The sequence below is a fragment of the Bordetella tumbae genome (assembly GCF_054780995.1).
The window spans coordinates 138,867-156,419 of sequence record NZ_BAAGVG010000026.1 but is presented as its reverse complement, the minus strand read 5'-3'; the positions used below and the strand labels follow the sequence as shown (position 1 = coordinate 156,419).

General features: G+C 60.2%; 14 protein-coding genes. 10 read left to right on the top strand and 4 right to left on the bottom strand.

The window, feature by feature from the left end; genetic code table 11:
- The first annotated feature begins 96 nt into the window (after positions 1-96).
- Positions 97-1,326, top strand: a complete 1,230-nt coding sequence (locus tag ACYVI2_RS28435; protein ID WP_415819158.1) for an MFS transporter — start codon at positions 97-99, stop codon at positions 1,324-1,326.
- An 80-nt stretch (positions 1,327-1,406) separates the two neighbouring features.
- Here the strand turns inward: ACYVI2_RS28435 and gltX are convergent, their stop codons facing one another.
- Complete coding sequence (gltX, locus tag ACYVI2_RS28430) at positions 1,407-2,804, bottom strand: glutamate--tRNA ligase (RefSeq protein ID WP_415819159.1); 1,398 nt, start codon at positions 2,802-2,804, stop codon at positions 1,407-1,409.
- A gap of 122 nt (positions 2,805-2,926) precedes the next feature.
- Here gltX and ACYVI2_RS28425 point away from each other — a divergent pair, with 122 nt between their 5' ends.
- Complete coding sequence (locus tag ACYVI2_RS28425) at positions 2,927-5,374, top strand: bifunctional acetate--CoA ligase family protein/GNAT family N-acetyltransferase (RefSeq protein ID WP_415819160.1); 2,448 nt, start codon at positions 2,927-2,929, stop codon at positions 5,372-5,374.
- A 46-nt stretch (positions 5,375-5,420) separates the two neighbouring features.
- Here ACYVI2_RS28425 and ACYVI2_RS28420 read toward each other — a convergent pair whose 3' ends face one another.
- On the bottom strand, positions 5,421-6,104 hold the full coding sequence (locus ACYVI2_RS28420) for an alpha/beta hydrolase (protein WP_415819161.1): 684 nt from the start codon (positions 6,102-6,104) through the stop codon (positions 5,421-5,423).
- 81 nt (positions 6,105-6,185) lie between these two features.
- The gene (gene yjgA / locus ACYVI2_RS28415; protein ID WP_415819162.1) at positions 6,186-6,737 is read right to left on the bottom strand and encodes a ribosome biogenesis factor YjgA; all 552 of its coding nucleotides are present in this window, start codon (positions 6,735-6,737) and stop codon (positions 6,186-6,188) included.
- A 71-nt stretch (positions 6,738-6,808) separates the two neighbouring features.
- Here yjgA and pmbA point away from each other — a divergent pair, with 71 nt between their 5' ends.
- From pmbA to erpA, 8 genes are all read left to right on the top strand, one after another.
- Positions 6,809-8,176: a metalloprotease PmbA gene (pmbA, locus tag ACYVI2_RS28410; RefSeq protein ID WP_415819285.1), complete on the top strand. Its 1,368-nt coding sequence runs from the start codon at positions 6,809-6,811 to the stop codon at positions 8,174-8,176.
- 195 nt (positions 8,177-8,371) lie between these two features.
- Positions 8,372-9,469, top strand: coding sequence for a TRAP transporter substrate-binding protein (locus ACYVI2_RS28405; RefSeq protein WP_415819163.1), 1,098 nt, complete (start codon positions 8,372-8,374; stop codon positions 9,467-9,469).
- A gap of 401 nt (positions 9,470-9,870) precedes the next feature.
- Positions 9,871-10,299, top strand: a complete 429-nt coding sequence (gene rplM, locus ACYVI2_RS28400; RefSeq protein ID WP_415819164.1) for a 50S ribosomal protein L13 — start codon at positions 9,871-9,873, stop codon at positions 10,297-10,299.
- A gap of 9 nt (positions 10,300-10,308) precedes the next feature.
- Positions 10,309-10,701 carry a 30S ribosomal protein S9 gene (gene rpsI / locus ACYVI2_RS28395; protein WP_415807436.1) on the top strand — a complete coding sequence of 131 codons (393 nt, stop codon included), beginning with the start codon at positions 10,309-10,311 and terminating at the stop codon, positions 10,699-10,701.
- A 286-nt stretch (positions 10,702-10,987) separates the two neighbouring features.
- Positions 10,988-13,750 (top strand): autotransporter domain-containing protein, encoded by a 2,763-nt coding sequence (locus tag ACYVI2_RS28390; protein ID WP_415819165.1) that lies wholly within the window; start codon positions 10,988-10,990, stop codon positions 13,748-13,750.
- Between the two features lie 150 nt (positions 13,751-13,900).
- Positions 13,901-14,965, top strand: coding sequence for an N-acetyl-gamma-glutamyl-phosphate reductase (gene argC, locus ACYVI2_RS28385; RefSeq protein WP_415819166.1), 1,065 nt, complete (start codon positions 13,901-13,903; stop codon positions 14,963-14,965).
- A 42-nt stretch (positions 14,966-15,007) separates the two neighbouring features.
- Positions 15,008-15,793: a DUF6776 family protein gene (locus tag ACYVI2_RS28380; RefSeq protein WP_415819167.1), complete on the top strand. Its 786-nt coding sequence runs from the start codon at positions 15,008-15,010 to the stop codon at positions 15,791-15,793.
- Between the two features lie 97 nt (positions 15,794-15,890).
- Positions 15,891-16,259, top strand: coding sequence for an iron-sulfur cluster insertion protein ErpA (erpA, locus tag ACYVI2_RS28375; protein WP_415819168.1), 369 nt, complete (start codon positions 15,891-15,893; stop codon positions 16,257-16,259).
- 80 nt (positions 16,260-16,339) lie between these two features.
- Here the strand turns inward: erpA and ACYVI2_RS28370 are convergent, their stop codons facing one another.
- Positions 16,340-17,548 carry an anhydro-N-acetylmuramic acid kinase gene (locus tag ACYVI2_RS28370; protein WP_415819169.1) on the bottom strand — a complete coding sequence of 403 codons (1,209 nt, stop codon included), beginning with the start codon at positions 17,546-17,548 and terminating at the stop codon, positions 16,340-16,342.
- Between the last annotated feature and the right edge of the window lie 5 nt (positions 17,549-17,553).

Genomic DNA, 17,553 nt, shown 5'->3' with positions numbered 1-17,553 from the left:
GGAAATGCGGGAACTTGGGGACGGCCCTGCATATTTCCTGGATAGACTGTCGTCGGGCGCCTATTCTCGTTTCAGAATCGAAATCATACGGCGCAGATGTCCTCTCCACATTCCCAGAATCGAGCCATTCTCTTGCTGGCGCTGGCGGCTTTCGTCAGCGCCAGTGCTTTTCGTATTTGCGATCCGATGTTGCCGCGGCTGGCCGCTGAATTCGGTACGTCGACCGGCCAGGCAGGCGCTACGGTGACGGCGTTTGCCGTAGCGTACGGCTTGCTGCAGATGTTTTTCGGACCGGTGGGGGATCGCTATGGCAAATTCCGCGTTGTTGCCATCGCGACGTTTGCGTGCGCCATAGGCAGTGCGGGAGCGGTAGTGGCGCCGAACCTGGACGTATTGATTGTGTGCCGGGCGTTGTCTGGGGCGGCAGGTGGCGGCATTGTGCCGTTATCGATGGCCTGGATCGGCGATAACGTGCCCTATGAAGAGCGTCAGGCGACGTTGGCGCGTTTTCTGACCGGCACGATTTTGGGAATGGCGATGGGCCAGTTGGCCGGGGGCTTGATCACAGACACCATGGGATGGCGCTGGGCCTTTGCGTTCCTGGTCGTCGGATATGTGATTGTCGGTAGCCTGCTGTTGCGCGAGGTCGCGCAACAAGCTGCGCAGCGGCGATCATCGGCAGGTTCGGCGACGGCATCTCAATCCGTGCCGCAGCGCGGTTTTGTGGCTCAGATGCGCACGGTGTTTGGTGTGCCGTGGGCGCGCATTGTCTTGGTCACGGTGTTCCTGGAGGGGCTGCTGGTGTTTGGCTCTTTGGCATTCGCACCCGCTTATTTGCATGATCGGTTCGGATTGTCATTGACGGCAGCCGGGGCCGTTGTGGCCGTGTATGCCTTGGGCGGGCTGCTTTACACCTTGGTCGCGGGACGGATGCTGCGTTGGTTGGGAGAACGCGGTCTCGCCGCCGCGGGTGGCGTTGTTCTGTGCGTTGCCTTTCTTGCGTATTGGCTCGGCCCGGCATGGGGATGGGCTTTGGGAGCGGGCGTACTTGCGGGCTTTGGCTATTACCTGCTGCATGCGACGCTGCAAACCAACGCGACGCAAATGGTGCCATCGGCGAGAGGAACCGCCGTGGCGTGGTTTGCCTCATGCTTGTTTCTGGGACAAGCAGTCGGGGTAGCGTTGGCCGGTGTGTTTGTGGACGTTGCAGGCGCTGCCGTGCTGTTTGGTACGTCGGCCGTGCTGCTGCCTCTGTTGGGTGCCAGCTTTGCATGGGCATTAAAGCGCCGCGCGCAGGCGAAAACCGGCGAGCCGGTGGTTCAATAAAGGCGTGAAGAATGAAAAAGGTGCCGCCAAATCGTTGGCAGCACCTTTTTAGCCTCACAGTTCCGGTTGGGCGTGTCTGCTCAGATCGCGCCCAAGCGCTGCAATACCGTATCTTTACCAATCAAAGCGAGCACCGCATCCACTGCCGGTGTCTGGGTCTGACCCACCACGGCAACACGCAATGGAATCGCCAGCTGCGGCATTTTCAGGCCGCGATCGGCCAGCACGGCCTTGATGAGCGCGGTGATGCCCTCACGTGTCCAGTCCGTGTCTGCGGCTCGTTGCGCAAAGTCGGCCAGGGCTTCGCGCGCAGCAGGGGTCAGGTGTTGCTCTACCAACTCGGCTGGCGCAGGCGCGAACGGTTTGCAGAACAACATCGCGGATTCGGCCAACTGTTCCAACGTTTCGGCGCGGTCTTTCAGTAATCCTATCGCGGCGGGCAGGTCGGTAGCAGCCGGGTTGCCGCCACGCTTTTCAATGCGCGGGGCAACGCGAGCGGCCAGCTCGGCGTTGTCCATCTGCTTGATGTAGTGCGCATTGACCCAGTTCAGCTTTTTCGGATCCCATTGCGATGCAGATTTAGACAGATGATCCGTGTCGAACCATTGCACCAATTGCTCGCGCGTGAAGAGTTCGTCATCACCATGGCTCCAGCCCAGGCGCGACAGATAGTTGATCATCGCTTCGGGCAAGTAGCCTTGTGCATCGTATTCCATCACGTTGACGGCGCCATGGCGTTTAGACAGTTTTTCACCATCGGGACCCAGGATCATAGGCACGTGGCCGTATTCCGGCACCGTCGCGCCCAGCGCGCGCAAAATGTTGATCTGACGCGGCGTGTTGTTGACGTGATCATCACCGCGCAGAATATGCGTCATGCCCATATCCCAATCGTCGACCACCACGCAGAAGTTATACGTAGGCGTGCCGTCGGGACGAGCGATGATCAGGTCGTCGAGTTCGCTGTTGTCAAAGCTGATCGGGCCTTTGACCATGTCGTTCCAACCGGTGGCGCCGTCTTGGGGGTTCTTGAAACGCACGACTGGTTTGCGGCCCTCGGGGATGGCAGGCAGCGTTTTGCCCGGCTCCGGGCGCCAGGTGCCGTCGTATCGCGGCTTCAATCCTTTGGCGCGGGCGGCTTCGCGCATTTGCTCGACTTCTTCGGGCGAGCTGTAGCAATGATAGGCCGTCCCGGCTTGCAACATTTGTGCGACGACTTCGCGATAGCGGTCCATACGCTGCATTTGATAGAACGGGCCTTCGTCCGGTTGCATGCCCAGCCAGTCCATGCTGTCCAGAATGGCTTGCACCGCCTCGGGCGTGGAGCGCTCCAGGTCGGTGTCTTCGATGCGCAGCACGAAGACACCCTGATTGTGGCGCGCAAACGCCCAGGAAAACAGCGCAGTGCGTGCGCCGCCCAGATGCAGAAAACCCGTGGGCGAGGGGGCAAAACGGGTGCGGATAGGGGTCGAAGTCATAGTCAGCAGGAAAAAGCGTGGCAGGCCGCCGCGACAGGGCGGAAAACATGGGACGCGATCATAGCGATCACGCGGCCGTCTTGTTACGATGGGCTTATTTTAGAATAGCGCCCGACCTGCCTATGTTGCGACACGCTCTTGCCCCGCTGTTCGACCCCAAATCCCTGGTGATCGTGGCCGACCGGCCCCTGCCTGTGGTCAATACTTTACGGGCCGAATTGCGTGCGAGCACGACCCTGGTCGATGTGCAGGCGGGGCAGGCGCCGGCGATTCCCGAGAGCTGTCAGGGCCTGTCAGCCGGGCAACGGCCGGATCTGGCGCTGATATGCGTCTCTCCCTCTATATTGCCGGATGTTTTGCGGCGCTTGACGGGGTTGCAGCCGCGCGCTGCGATTGTGCTGCCCCACGAGCTGCCGGATCCCTATCCTGGCGGCACCTTGGCGTTATGCCGCGCCTGGGCCGAGCAAACAGGGTGCGCGCTACTGGGGCCGAGAGCCTTTGGGCTGCAACGGCCCCACGCCAGCCTGAATTTCAGCCAGCATTCCTTTTTGGCGCGCGCCGGCCGGGTGGCGCTGGTGACGCAATCGCGGTCGATCACCGCCGCTGTGATGGACTGGGCGGACGATGTGCATATTGGCTTTTCCACCGCGATTTCGCTGGGAGACGAGGCCTCGATCCGGCTGGCTCAAGTGCTGGACTTTTTGGCCAGCGACCCGAGGACGGACAGCATCGTGCTGTACCTGGAGGACGTGGGCGTCGCACGTGAATTCATGAGCGCGCTGCGCTCGGCCGCCAGCGTCAAACCCGTGATTGTGCTCAAGGCTGGCCGTGATGGCCCGCCGGGCAGCGATCCTGCTCTGGATGCAGCACTGCGGCGGGCAGGCGCGGTACGCGTCCGGTATTTTGTGCAGCTGTTCTCGGCAGTCAAGGTGCTGGGGTATACACGCCGTCCGCGTGGCCGCCGCGTTGCGATCCTGTCCAATGGCAGTGGCCCGCCTCAGTTGGCCTTGGATCTCATCGGGCCGGATACGGCGATGTTGCGAGCCGAGTTGGCGCCTGCTACACGGCGGGCGTTGACGGAGCTGCTCGAGCCCGATGCGGCGACTGCCAATCCTGTCATTACCTATGTGCCCCTGACGCCAGAGCGCATACAGGCCATGCTGGATAGTTTGATTGACGATCAGGGTGTTGACGGCGTGCTGGTGGTGTTGGCGCCGGATGCGTTGGCGGACATGTCCGCTGTCGCGCGTCAATTGGCGCAGTTTGCCCCGAACGCCCGCAAGCCCGTGGTCAGTTGCTTCATGGGCGACGCAGGCATGCGGCCGCTGCGCCGGATGTTGGACGATGTCGGCACGCCGGCATTTCGCACGCCGGAGTCGGCTGCCGATGCGTTTGGGGTGCTGTCCACGCATTACTACAACCAACAATTGCTGCTGCAGACTCTGCCGCCCGAGCCACCGAGCCGTTTGCCGGATGTGGCCAAGGCGCGTCTTGTGCTGGACGCCGCCCGCGCGGCCGGCCGCCTGGATTTGTCTGTGTCCGAGTGTCGTAGCGTGTTGGATGCCTTTTACGTCCCGCTGCGTGATGTTCCTGCGGGCGTGCTGCCGGGCGAGCCCGAGTCGCGGCCTATGGCCATTCGCGTGCGGCGTGATCCGAATTTTGGTCCTATCATTCAATTCGGTGCAGGCGGCCCCGATGCATTGCTATCGGCGGGCTCCGATAGAGGCCGGGATTTGCCGCCGCTAAATGGTTTTTTGGCGCGCCAACTGATAGAACGCAGCCGTACGTGGCAGCGCGTGCTCGCTTCGCAAATCAGCAGTGTTGCCGCCGAAGCCCTGCAGCACACATTGGTTCAGGTGTCCGAGGTGATCTCCGAATTGCCCGCGATCGAGTCGCTGGATATCGATCCGCTGTATGCGGGTGAATCGCAGTTGCGCGCCGCCGGCTTGCGCATCACGCTGTGCGCTGAGCCTGCCTGCGCCACGCCGCAAGCCAGCGGTTATCCGCATATGGCGATCCATCCTTATCCGGCGCGTCTGGTGCGTCGCCGCGAATTTGATGACGGGACAGAATGGGTGATCCGCCCCATTCGTCCCGAGGACGGACAGACCTTGCAGGATTTCATTCGCGGCCTGTCAGAGCGTTCGCGTTATATGCGCTTTGTGTCCATGATGCGCGAGCTCACGCCGCGCATGGTGGCGCGCTACACGCAAATCGATTACCACCGCGAGCTGGCGCTCGTGGCGACCACCTATGTGCCAAATCCGGCAAACCGGGGGCATCCACACGAGATCATCATCGGTTTTGCGCATTATTTGCGTAATGCCGATGGGCGCGGCGCCGAGTATGCATTGGTCATTGGTGATGACTGGCAACGCCGTCATCTGGGCGGACAACTGATGCAGGCCCTGATCGACGCGGCCCGTGACCAAGGGTTGGAATATATCGATGGCCTCGTGTTGGCCAATAACCGGCCGATGCTGACCTTGATGACGCGTCTGGGATTTACGAACGATCCGGATCCGGAAGACCCCACCATGCGACGTGTATGGTTGAATCTGCTTTCCTGAAAACCCGAATTGGGCTTTGTCGTACCCGATTTGGGTTTTTCCCCAATTACCCCGCTACCAAGACTTCTCGCAAAAACGCCGCGATATCGTTGATTTCCGGTGCGCATACCGAGTGTGGCATCGGGTATGTGTGCCAGCGCACGTCATAGCCTAGCGACTGCAATTGCGCCAACGAGGCCTCGGCACGCGGCAGTGCAACGACAGGGTCAAACGTGCCGTGCGCCAGAAAAATCGGCGTGCCGGCATTGGCCGTGTGGCGCTCGGCGGCTGCCGTGTCCAGCAATGGCAGATAACCGGACAGGCCTATCATGCCTGCCAGCTTTTCTTCCAGCCGCAGCCCTGTATGCAGCGTCATCGCGCAACCTTGCGAGAATCCGGCCAGCACAATGCGCGAGGTCGGGATGCCGCGAGCGTTTTCGCGAGCGATCAGCGCCCGTACGGCGGCTTCGGATTGCCGGATGCCCGTTGCGTCCTCTTGGCGTACCAAGTCAGTGACCAGAATGTCGTACCACGACCGCATGGCCATCCCGCCGTTGATCGTCACGGGTTGTACCGGGGCGTGAGGAAACACAAAGCGCACAGCCGGGCTGCTGCCTAACCGGAGTTCGGGCACGATAGGCGCAAAGTCATTACCGTCGGCTCCCAAGCCATGCAGCCATATCACGGCATGAGTCGGGTTGGGGGCGGTCTGCATTTCGATGCAGTCCAACAAGGCAGGGGTAGCAGTCATGGTGGCAGGAAGAAACGAGAGGGCCGAAAACGGTCCGGTTTGGCTAATGGCTATTGATTGACGCTGTGGTTTGGATCGGCGTCAGGCAGACAAGGCTTTCAGGGCTTGAAACAGCGCCCGGTACTGCTTGCGCTGCGGCTCTTGGCCTTGCTGCAGGGCGGCATTGCCCTGCGCCTCTTTGCGAGCCGCCCGTATCGTCGCGCGCAGTGCCTGCACATCGGCGCCGGGGTGGGCGTTGAGCAATTCGGTCAAGGCATCGTCATCGCTCAGCAGCTTGTCACGTAGCGACTCCAGCCGATGCATGGCGGCCGTTTCTTCGCGTGAGCCGTTTTGCCAGACATCGAGCTGCGCACGGATCTCATCAGCGGGCGCATCACGCATCAGCTTGCCGACAAAATGAGTCTGCCGGCGCTTGCCTTCGCGGCTGGTCGTCTTTTGCGCCAGGCGAATTGCCTCGTACAGGCGTTCGGCCAGGGGCAATTGCTTCAGACGGTCGTCAGGCAACTCGATCAATTGCTTGCCCAAATCGAGCAGAGCATGCATTTCGCGCTTGACTTGCGATTTGCTGGGGCGGTCGTAACCGTTTTCGTCGAACTCGCCTTCGGCGGTCGAATCAGGGATAGAAGAATTCATGAGGAATGCAATGGGGGAACAGCATCAACGCAGACTTGGCTATGATAACCGTCTCTGCTTACTGGACTGCAATGGTCAATACTTCTACCTCCTCTCTTCCCCTGGCCGCGAACCACGCGCGTTTCAGCGAACTGGTCGAACAAGTCCTGGCGTATGCACGCCAGATTGGGGCCAGTGACGCCGCTGCCGAGATTTCCGAAAGCCTGGGGCTTTCGGTGTCGGTACGTAAAGACGACATCGAAACGGTCGAGCAAACCCGCGATCGTTCGCTGGATTTGACGGTGTACGCCGGCCAAAGCCGCGGCTCGGCCTCGACCTCCGATTTTTCCGAGGCCGCTCTGCGCCAGACGGTCGAGGCCGCCTGGCACATCGCCCGCCATACGGCAGCCGATCCGGCGGCGGGCTTGCCCGATGCCGATCAGTTGGCCACCGATGTGCCCGATCTGGCCTTGCATTACCCCTGGCCTGTCACGACGGAGCAGGCCGCCGAGCTGGCATTGCGCGCCGAGCGCGCGGCCCGGGCCGTGGATCGCCGCATTACCAATACCGATGGCGCGACCGTAGGTACCTACGAAGGCCAGTTCGTCATGGGTAATACCCGAGGCTTCTTGGGTGGTTACCCGTACTCGCGCCACAGTCTGTCGGTCGCCCCGATCGCCGGGCGCGGCAACAACATGCAGCGCGACTACTGGTATAGCTCGGAACGCGACCCTGCGCTGCTGGCCGCCCCCGAGGCCGTCGGCCGTTACGCGGCCGAGCGCACCTTGTCACGCCTGTCGGCCAAACGAATTCGCACGGGCAAATTTCCTGTGCTCTTCGAGGCGCCTCTGGCATTGGGGCTGCTAGGCGCGTTTACGCAGGCGACCAGCGGCGGCGCCTTATACCGCAAGACCAGTTTCCTGGTCGATGCCCTGGGCAAGCCCATCTTTCCCGACCATATCGACATTGCCGAAGACCCCCACGTGCGTGGCGGCATGGGCAGTTCGCCCTTTGATGACGAGGGTGTGCGCACCCGGGCGCGCAGCGTGGTGACAGGCGGCGTGCTGCAGGGCTATTTCCTGTCGACCTACACCGCGCGCAAGCTCGGCATGACCACCACGGGCAACGCGGGCGGCTCGCATAACCTGACCCTGTCGTCGCGCCTGACCTCGGCCAACGATGATTTCGAGGCCATGCTGCGCAAGCTCGGCACCGGGCTGCTGGTTACAGAGCTGATCGGGCAGGGCGTCAATTACGTCACGGGCGATTATTCGCGCGGCGCGTTCGGATATTGGGTGGAAAACGGCCAGATCCAGCACGCGGTCCAGGAAATCACGATCGCCGGCAATCTGGCTGATATGTTCCGCCAGATTGTCGCCGTGGGCGCCGATACGATCGCTCGTGGGACCAAACGCACAGGCTCGATTCTTGTCGAGCAAATGGCGATTGCCGGGATCTGATTCGCCCGGTGGCTTCTTTTTTGCCTCTGGACAGGCCGGGGTCAGTGCCGCCCGGCCTTTTTGGCGGACCCATTTCACGATTGTCGGCGTGCGGGCTGGTAACCCCTCTTACGGTATAGATATAACAACGTGTAATATCCGCCACATATCGCGTGCGATATCTCATACCAAATTGCTGTCGAGGAGCCAACCTTTATGCAACGTCGTTCCTTTTTGAAACAAGCCGGCCTGGGCGCTGTCGCGGGCAGCGCGGCAGTTGCCGCACCGGTATTCGCGCAAGACGCACCCAGCCTGAACTGGCGCATGGCGTCCAGCTTTCCGCGCAGCCTGGATGCGCTGTTCGGTACCGGCGACATTTTCTGCAAATTCGTCACCGAAGCCACGGGCGGCAAATTCAATATCCGCCATTTTCCGGGCGGTGAAATCGTTCCCGCCTTGCAGGTCATGGATGCCGTGTCCAACAACACGATCGAGTGCGGTCATACCGTGTCGTACTACTACTACGGCAAAGATCCGGCGTTTTGCTTTGACGCGGCCGTGCCGTTTGGTCTGAACGCGCGTCAGATGAACGCCTGGATGTTCAACGGCGACGGCATGAAGCTGACCCGCGACATGTTCAAGCCGCACAAAATCGTCAACTTCCCCATGGGCAACACCGGTGTGCAGATGGGTGGCTGGTACCGCAAGGAAATCAAGACCGTCGAAGACCTGAAGGGTCTGAAAATGCGTACCGCCGGCTTCGCGGGCGAAGTCCTGTCGCGCCTGGGTGTGGTGCCGCAGCAACTGGCAGGCGGCGACGTGTATCCCTCGCTCGAAAAAGGCACGCTGGACGCCGTCGAGTTCGTGGGACCGTACGACGACGAAAAGCTGGGCTTTAACAAGGTCGCCAAGTACTACTACTACCCGGGCTGGTGGGAAGGCGGTCCCCAGGTGTCGCTGTACCTGAACGAAGGTGCGTGGAACAGCTTGCCCAAGAACTACCAAGCCATCGTCGAGGCGGCCAGCCGCGTGGCGCATGTGGCCATGACCTCGCGCTACGATGCCGAAAATCCGGGCGCGCTGCGCCGGCTCATCGCCGCGGGCGCCGAGTTGCGTCCGTTCCCGCGCGCCGTGATGGATGCGTCGTACCAGGCAGCCCAGACGGTGTACAAGGAATTCAGCGACAAGGATCCGAAATTCAAGGCTTTGTACGACAACTACATGGGCTTCCGTGACAGCGTAGTGCCGTGGTTCCGCTTGGCCGAAGGCTCGTACGACCAGTACCTGGGCGTGGCGATGTCGGCGCACAAGTAAAAATAAAGCCGGTACTTCAGTAAAACGGGCGCCTTTGTGGGCCGTCCCCAGGGTTGTGGAGCTATTCGACCACCCTGGATGGATGGTTGACTAGGTGCCCGTTCCGCATGGTTGGCTCCCCCCTGGTGCCTGCAGGCTATGGACCGCAGGGCCACATTGCACAGTGGCTTGGCAAGTTCCTGACCACCGAATTGCACAATATTTGAGCAATCGTGCTAGAATGGCCGACTTTCCCTTATTCCGGTTGGTAGCACGGGCGGTTAATAACGCTTAGGCCAGCTGCGGATCGCATGACCGGCGCGGGTTTCCCGGGCCAGATGATGCGCCAAGGCACAACGGAACAGGAAAAGATTCTCGTCAGGCTGTTCTGACCAGAAAAATTTACCTTTTAGGAACCAATCATGAAGACCTTTGTGGCCAAGCCGCATGAAGTCCAACGTGACTGGTTTGTGATCGACGCCAAGGGCAAAGTCCTGGGTCGTGTGGCCAGCGAAGTCGCACGCCGCCTGCGTGGTAAGCACAAACCTGAATTCACGCCGCACGTTGATACGGGCGATTACATCGTCATCATCAACGCTGCCGATATCGTTGTTACGGGCACCAAGACGCAAGACAAAAAGTACTTCCGTCACACCGGCTATCCCGGTGGTATCCGTGAAACGAACTTCGAGAAACTGCAGCAGCGGTTTCCCGGCCGCGCCATCCAGAAGGCCGTCAAGGGCATGTTGCCCAAGGGTCCGCTGGGCTACGCCATGATCAAGAAACTCAAGGTGTACGCTGGTGCCGAGCACCCGCACACCGCTCAGCAGCCCCAGCCGCTGGATATCTAAGGAAACGCCATGATCGGTAACTGGAACTACGGAACCGGCCGTCGCAAAACCTCGGTGGCTCGTGTTTTTATCAAAAAAGGCTCGGGCAAAATCGTTGTTAACGGCAAACCCGTCGACGAATTTTTTGCTCGCGAAACTGGCCGCATGATCGTGCGTCAGCCGCTCGAGCTCACCAGCCACCTGGAATCGTTCGACATCAAAGTCAACGTGCACGGCGGCGGCGAAACCGGCCAAGCCGGGGCGATTCGCCACGGTATCACTCGTGCGTTGATCGACTACGATGCGGCGCTCAAGCCCGCACTGTCGCAAGCTGGCTTCGTCACCCGCGATGCCCGTGAAGTCGAACGTAAAAAAGTCGGCTTCCGCAAGGCACGTCGGCGCAAGCAGTTCAGCAAGCGCTAATTGTCTTGCTCTACCAGGGCCGCGCGAGTGGCTCTGGCAAAAACAAAACGCCCCTGTTTTTACAGGGGCGTTTTGTTTTTTTGTTGCCGGGCCGTCCCAAAACAAAAACGCCCCCTGGGGGGGCAGCAAGCCGAAGGCGCAGCGTGGGGGCATTTTGTGCTTGTGCGAGGGAACCGTCTCAGCTCACGCGTCACACACTCCGTCATCAATAGAACTCAATGGCCGTTGTTGGAAGCCTTAAATGCGGCATCTGAAATGTGGGCCTGCAGCAGAACGGAGAGCAGATATGCCTAACACCAAGACCTCGTTGACATGGAGGCTCAGGCTAGCGGCGGTCTTCATGTTGACCATGCCGTTTACGATCTATGCGCAACCGGCCGGGTCTAGCGCTGCAAATCATCAAGATGGCAAATTATTGACTTGGCGAGCGACGCCGCCTGAGCCTGAGCTGCCATCGCGTCAATCCTTCACTGGGCGCGGTGTAACGGTAGGCGTCTTGGACTTTGACTTTGGAGACAATCCTGCCCACCAGGCGTTGGACGGCGTGTGGCAACTCGTCGGACCATTTTCTGGGCGAGACGTAGAGGACCATGGCGTCTTCGTCAGCCGTATCATCGCCGGCAGGGACATGCACGATGGGTTGGGGCAAGGCATGGCGCACGGCAGCCGCGTGATTGCACTGGATGCCGACGTGAAGCCTTTCTATTCGCATCGCAAATTGGCAGCGCGTGGGGTCAGGATCATCAATCATTCATATGGCATCCTGGATTATGACGAAATGCTCGAAGGAACAGTGGCCGAGCAGCTTCAGAACCATGAGCGCATATTGAAAAAAAACAACCTGTACCGTGCCGTTTTACGGGACGGGGCTCTTCTGATTTGGCCAACGGGGAACGACGGAGCGCCTGGTCCGGGGCTTCCTGCGAGCGCTCCCGCGTTTTCCCCTGAGCTGGAAAAGGGCTGGATTGCCGTGACGTGGCTCGGTGTCGACGGGACTCTGCATCCCGACGCCAATGCATGTGGGCACGCGTCCGACTGGTGTATCAGTGCGCTCGGATCGTATCCGATGCGTGACGGTACCGTGCTCGAGGGCACATCATTTTCGGCGCCTGTCGTGACGGCGGTGGCGGCGTTGGTCTCCGAAGCCTATCCCTGGATGAACAACTCTGAGTTGCGGCAAACGCTGTTGTCTACGGCTGATCCTATCGATGATCCCGATATCGATCCTATCGATCATCCCGATATTTACGGCTGGGGGAAAGTAAATCCAGACAGAGCCGTGAGAGGCCCAGCTTTGTTTGACTGGCGGCTTGAGCATGGGGACAGTTTCGTTGTGGACTTCGATAGTTATCGTTCTCATTTTTTTAACGATATAGGCGGGGATCGCGGGCTGGTCAAATCGGGTTCTGGCACATTGGTGCTGTGGGGAAAAAATACCTATGCGGGCGCCACCGATATTTGGAGTGGCGTGCTTGAGCTTTATGGCAGTGTGACAGGCGCGATATACATCAGGAGGCACGGCACCTTGCTCAGCAACGGCGGAGTGATCGGAGGTTCTGTGTCTAATGAGAACCTGCTGCTGGTCAGTGGTGCCGGGTTGCATATCAAGGGGCGTCTTGATACAAAAGGTGCAAAACTGCAGATTCAATTAGGCTCCACCATCGCTGTGGATGACTTTGCCTTTATCCACGGGGCGCGGCTGGAAGTATCAAACCCCGATCCTCGGTATGTCATGACGTTGCGGGAAACGGTGCTGAGGGCACGTGAAATCAAGGGGCAATTTGCTTCGATGGCAGCCAGCCCTTTGTTCACCGTGTCTCCCATCTACACTGCCACCCAGGTAGATCTCGACATCAAACGTAATGATGTACACGCTGTCTCGCTAGCGCATTTCGAAGGAGCTCGCGCCAAACAGGCTGCGGCAAAAGCTATCGAGTCTTCGTTTCGAGCCATGGATCAGCATTGGCAGGAGACACAGGAGGTGGAGTGTCTCTTCGATCGCAAACCGCAATCTGCTCAGACCAGGGTCAGCAGTGCGTTTGTAGAAAAGGCGGCCGCGTTGCAGCATCTCGAGACGTTGCAAGAGCTGGGAAATGCTTTGGAAAGTTTGACTGGCGAGGCATACGCGTCGTCGCTGGCGTTGAATTTTCAGCAAGCGCAGGCGATTAACCGGTCGCTGTCGAATCGCGTCGATGCGTTGAACCGCGCTCGCGAATTGTCTGGGCTGTGGGTCTCCATGCTGGGTGCGGACGGCAAATTACGTCAACCTGGCTATGCCAGTGCCAACACGAAGACGTTCGGTGCGCAATTGGGTGTGGATCAGCGGCTAAGCGCTGACACGATTGTTGGCGCAGCGCTATCCTCGTCTGATGCAAGTGCGTCCTTTGATGGGCTTGGCGGACGCTCAAAGGGACAGGCTGTTGGGGTCGCGCTATATGGCCGCCATGGCGCGCCGACGGGCAACTATCTGTCAGGGCGCATCGGGCACGATTGGACCAATACCAAGGTTTCGCGTGTTATTGCCATTGATCGTTCTGAACGCATTGATAGCAGCCGTCATGATGGCATGACGTCACTGTATGCCGAGTTGGGGCATGTATTTGAAATAGGCAATGCTAATTACTCCCCCTTTGTCGGTGCCGAGTACAGCCTCTTGCGTCGCGGCGCCTTTGCGGAAACAGGCAGCGAGTTTGCGTTGCAGGCGGATAGTGCCACGTACAAACAAGCGGCCGCCTTGCTAGGCATGCGTTATCAATCTGGGCCTGTTAACTGGATAGCAGGCACGACGACGTTGACCGGTTCAGGTGCCTATCGCTACAGCAATCCTGCCGACCTGAGTTTCACGGCGGCATTCAAGGGGGCGCCGGACGTGGCATTTACCTTGCAGGGGATCGGCTTGCAACGGCACAGCGGTTGGGTGGGATTAGGAGCCTCGACCTGCATGAATTCCATCGATCTGAATTGGTTCATCAACCTTGATATGCAGATTGATGGTCACGGCGTGAACAACAAGGCAATCTCAGCGGGCCTGCGCTACGAATTCGGATAGCCGCATGGAAGAGGCCAGTGTGCTTCGCTGAGTGCCTGGCGATGTCTTTGCTCGGACGACGTGATCTGTGAGGGCTAGGATGTCCGGTGACGAAATATCGGTATTAAGTTAGCGATACAATTATTTTTCGTCTTACGGAACACCCACACCATGGCCCAAGCATCGAACTCCCGCATCAAGGTTGGCATTGTCGGCGGCACCGGTTATACCGGCGTCGAGTTGCTGCGTCTGCTGTCGCAACATCCTCATGTCGAACTGACTGCCATCACCTCCCGCAAAGAAGACGGGTTGCCAGTGGCGGATATGTACCCCAATTTGCGCGGCCGGGTGAGTCTGGCGTTTTCCACGCCCGAAAAGGCCAATCTGGCGGATTGCGATGTGGTGTTTTTTGCCACGCCGCACGGCGTGGCCATGGCACAGGCCAAAGAACTATTGGCCGCGGGCACTCGTGTCATCGATCTGGCTGCAGATTTCCGTCTGCAAGACACAGCTACGTTCGAGCGTTGGTACAAAATGCCGCATGCTTGTCCTGATATCCTGGCGGAGTCCACCTACGGTTTGGTCGAACTCAACCGCGCGGCCGTGTCCAAGGCGCGCGTCATCGGCAATCCCGGCTGCTACCCGACGACGGTTTTGCTCGGCTTGGCCCCCTTGATCGAAAACGGCGCCCAGTTGGTCGATACCCAGACCTTGATCGCAGACTGCAAATCGGGGGTCTCCGGGGCAGGCCGCAAGGCTGAGGTCGGTTCCTTGTTCTCCGAGGCCAGCGACAATTTCAAAGCCTACGGGGTGGCAGGGCATCGGCATCATCCCGAGATTACCGAACAGCTCGAAAAACTGGCTGGTGGCAAAGTCGGCCTGACGTTTGTGCCGCATCTGGTGCCGATGATCCGCGGCATGTTCTCGACGCTGTATGCCCGTATCCGCCCAGAGGCACTGGACACGGACTTCCAGGCGCTGTACGAAAAGCGTTACGCCAACGAGACGTTTATCGATGTCATGCCGGCCGGCAGCTTGCCCGAAACCCGTTCGGTGCGTGCCTCGAACAATCTGCGCATCTCGGTGCAGCGCCCCAATAACGGGGATCTGCTGATTGTGCTGGTCATCCAGGACAATTTGGTCAAGGGCGCATCAGGCCAGGCCGTGCAAAACATGAACCTGATGTTTGGCCTGCCCGAATCTGCCGGGCTCGATCAAGTCGCTATTCTGCCGTAGGAGATCCCTGGCCGGCCCGCCGGGCTGGCTGGATCGGCTCAGATGCAATCGGCTCCTGAATCCACGGTCGGGTCTCGTCCCGGCTCTCTCACGCGATGGCTGTTCCTGCTGGGTATGCTGGCCGTTGGCTTGGCGCTAGGGGCGCTGGCCGGCTATCAGTTTGCCCAGAAATCGGTGATGGCGGTCCCCAGTGTCGTCATCACTGCTGAGCAAGTTGCTGCACAGGATGCCGCGGTACGGCAAAGTCAGGCAGAGAGCCGTTTCCTGCGGGCACAACTCGATACTGCGGATGGCGAAATCGCCGTCGAGCGTGCCGCTCGCCAGGAACTCGAGGCGCAGTTACGTGCGAGCCAAGAAGAGCTGGGCCGCGTGCGCGATCGGCTGGCATTTTTTGAGCAATTATTGCCACCCGGACCCGAAGGCGCCGTCGATATCCGTGGCGCTGAGGTCCAACGTGACGGCCAGGGGCTGAAATATCGCGTTCTGCTCATGCGCAGTGGCCGCAGCGAGGCGCCATTCGTGGGGACATTGCGTTTCCAGGCCTCTGGTGTCCTCAAGGGGGACGTCGTCTCTGTCGACTTGGCCCCCATGCAGGTAAAGACCGATACGCCTGAGGGCAGCGGTACCCCCGATACGTCGCCGGGCAAACCCAAGGCTGCGCCCGATGCGGTGGCTGCCGGCGGCGCTCTGTCTCTGCAATTTGATCAATATCAGCGCAGCGAAGGCGTGCTCGAGCTGCCAGAGGGATTCGTCCCCGAAACCGTGATCATCAGCGTGCTCGAGGGATCCACGGTGCGGGCATCCCGCACTATCAAGCTGGCATTTTGAACCCCGGCCGTGTCTGCGCTACTATGAGAGTATTGAGGCGGCTCGCCCGTCAACTTTATACGTGATATTGGCCGATCTTTCGGCCAGGAGCTCCACCATGAATGCAGTCACCGAAACCGTCGATCTCCAAGCACCACCGACGCCGCTGGTTTTCACCGATTCCGCTGCGGCCAAAGTCAAAGATCTGCTGGCCGAAGAAGGCAACCCCGAACTGAAACTGCGCGTGTTCGTGCAGGGTGGCGGCTGTTCCGGCTTTCAGTATGGCTTTACCTTTGACGAAGCCGTCAGCGACGACGACACCGTGCTGGACAAGGACGGCGTGCAGTTGTTGGTCGACCCGATGAGCTTCCAGTATTTGGTCGGTGCCGAAATCGACTACAAAGAAGACCTCGAAGGCGCTCAGTTCGTGATTCGTAACCCCAACGCGACGACCACCTGCGGGTGCGGTTCGTCGTTCTCGGTGTAACGTCCGCAAGGCTGGGCCTCGCCCCAGCCTGCCTGCTACCCCGTCTGTAGCAAGAATCCGATTTTCAGCGCCCCAGCCGCTCAGGCTGGGTACAGCGCGCCCAGTACACGCGGCCCGCGTGCACCTGTGACCTCGGGTACGCCCGCCGGAATCCGGTCCAAAAAGACCTGTGCCAACCAGGCAAAGGCCATTGCCTCTACCCATTGGGCCGGTACGCCCGCGCTGTCTGTGGGTTGAACGGGGCGCTGCAGGCAGATTGCCAATTCGCGCATCAATCCCGCGTTGCGGGCTCCTCCACCGCACACCAGCACATCGTGGGTTGCCGGGGCTGTTGCCTCTAGCGCATCTGCCACGGTACGCGCCGTAAATCGCTGCAGTGTCGCTTGAACGTCCTGCGGGGCGAGTCTTGCCGCACCCTCATAATCCTGCAGACGCTCGTCCAGCCACGCAGCGTTAAACAAGTCGCGCCCCGTCGATTTGGGGGGCGGCAGCACGAGCCAGGGTTCTTCGGTCAATAGATGTTCGAGCAGCCCCGGCTGTACCTGTCCAGTCGCCGCCCATTGCCCGTCCTTGTCGTAAGGTTGGCCCGTATGCCGTTGGCACCAAAGGTCCAGCAAAACATTGGCGGGGCCCGTGTCAAACCCGCGTGGCGGCTCACCGGATTTTAATAGGGTCAGGTTGCCGATGCCGCCCAGGTTCAAAATGGCCCGCGGGGCGGGCGACGCGAACATGGCTGCGTGAAACGGCGGCACCAACGGGGCACCCTGGCCTCCAGCGGCAACGTCCCGGCTGCGGAAATCGGCCACCACGTCGATACCGGTCAACTCTGCCAGCAAGGCCGGCGCATTGAGTTGCAGCGTAAAGCCCAATTCCGGACGGTGTCGCACGGTTTGTCCATGTGCGCCAATCGCAGCAACGGCAGTGGCTGGTTGCTGTGCCTGATCCAAGAGGGCGTGGACCGTATCGGCGTATAGCCGCGCCAAAGCCTGGCTGGCCAGTGCGGCGCGATGCAACTCGTCGGCACCGCTTTTGTTCAGCGCCAGGAACTCGTGTCGGAGCTCGGCGGGCATGGGCAGCGCGGCGGTTGCCAGGACCTGTATCGCAGGCGTCTGTGCGACGTTCTTGATCGCGTGCGCAGTTGTGGGAGCGCTACCGGATTCCGATGGGGCGGCGCCAGGTGCATGTAGACGCACCAGCACCCCATCGGCGCCGTCCAGGCTCGTGCCTGACATCAGGCCGATGAAAAGGCGGCCGGTCGTCAAAGCAGATTGGCCGCGAGATCGAGGCATGGCAT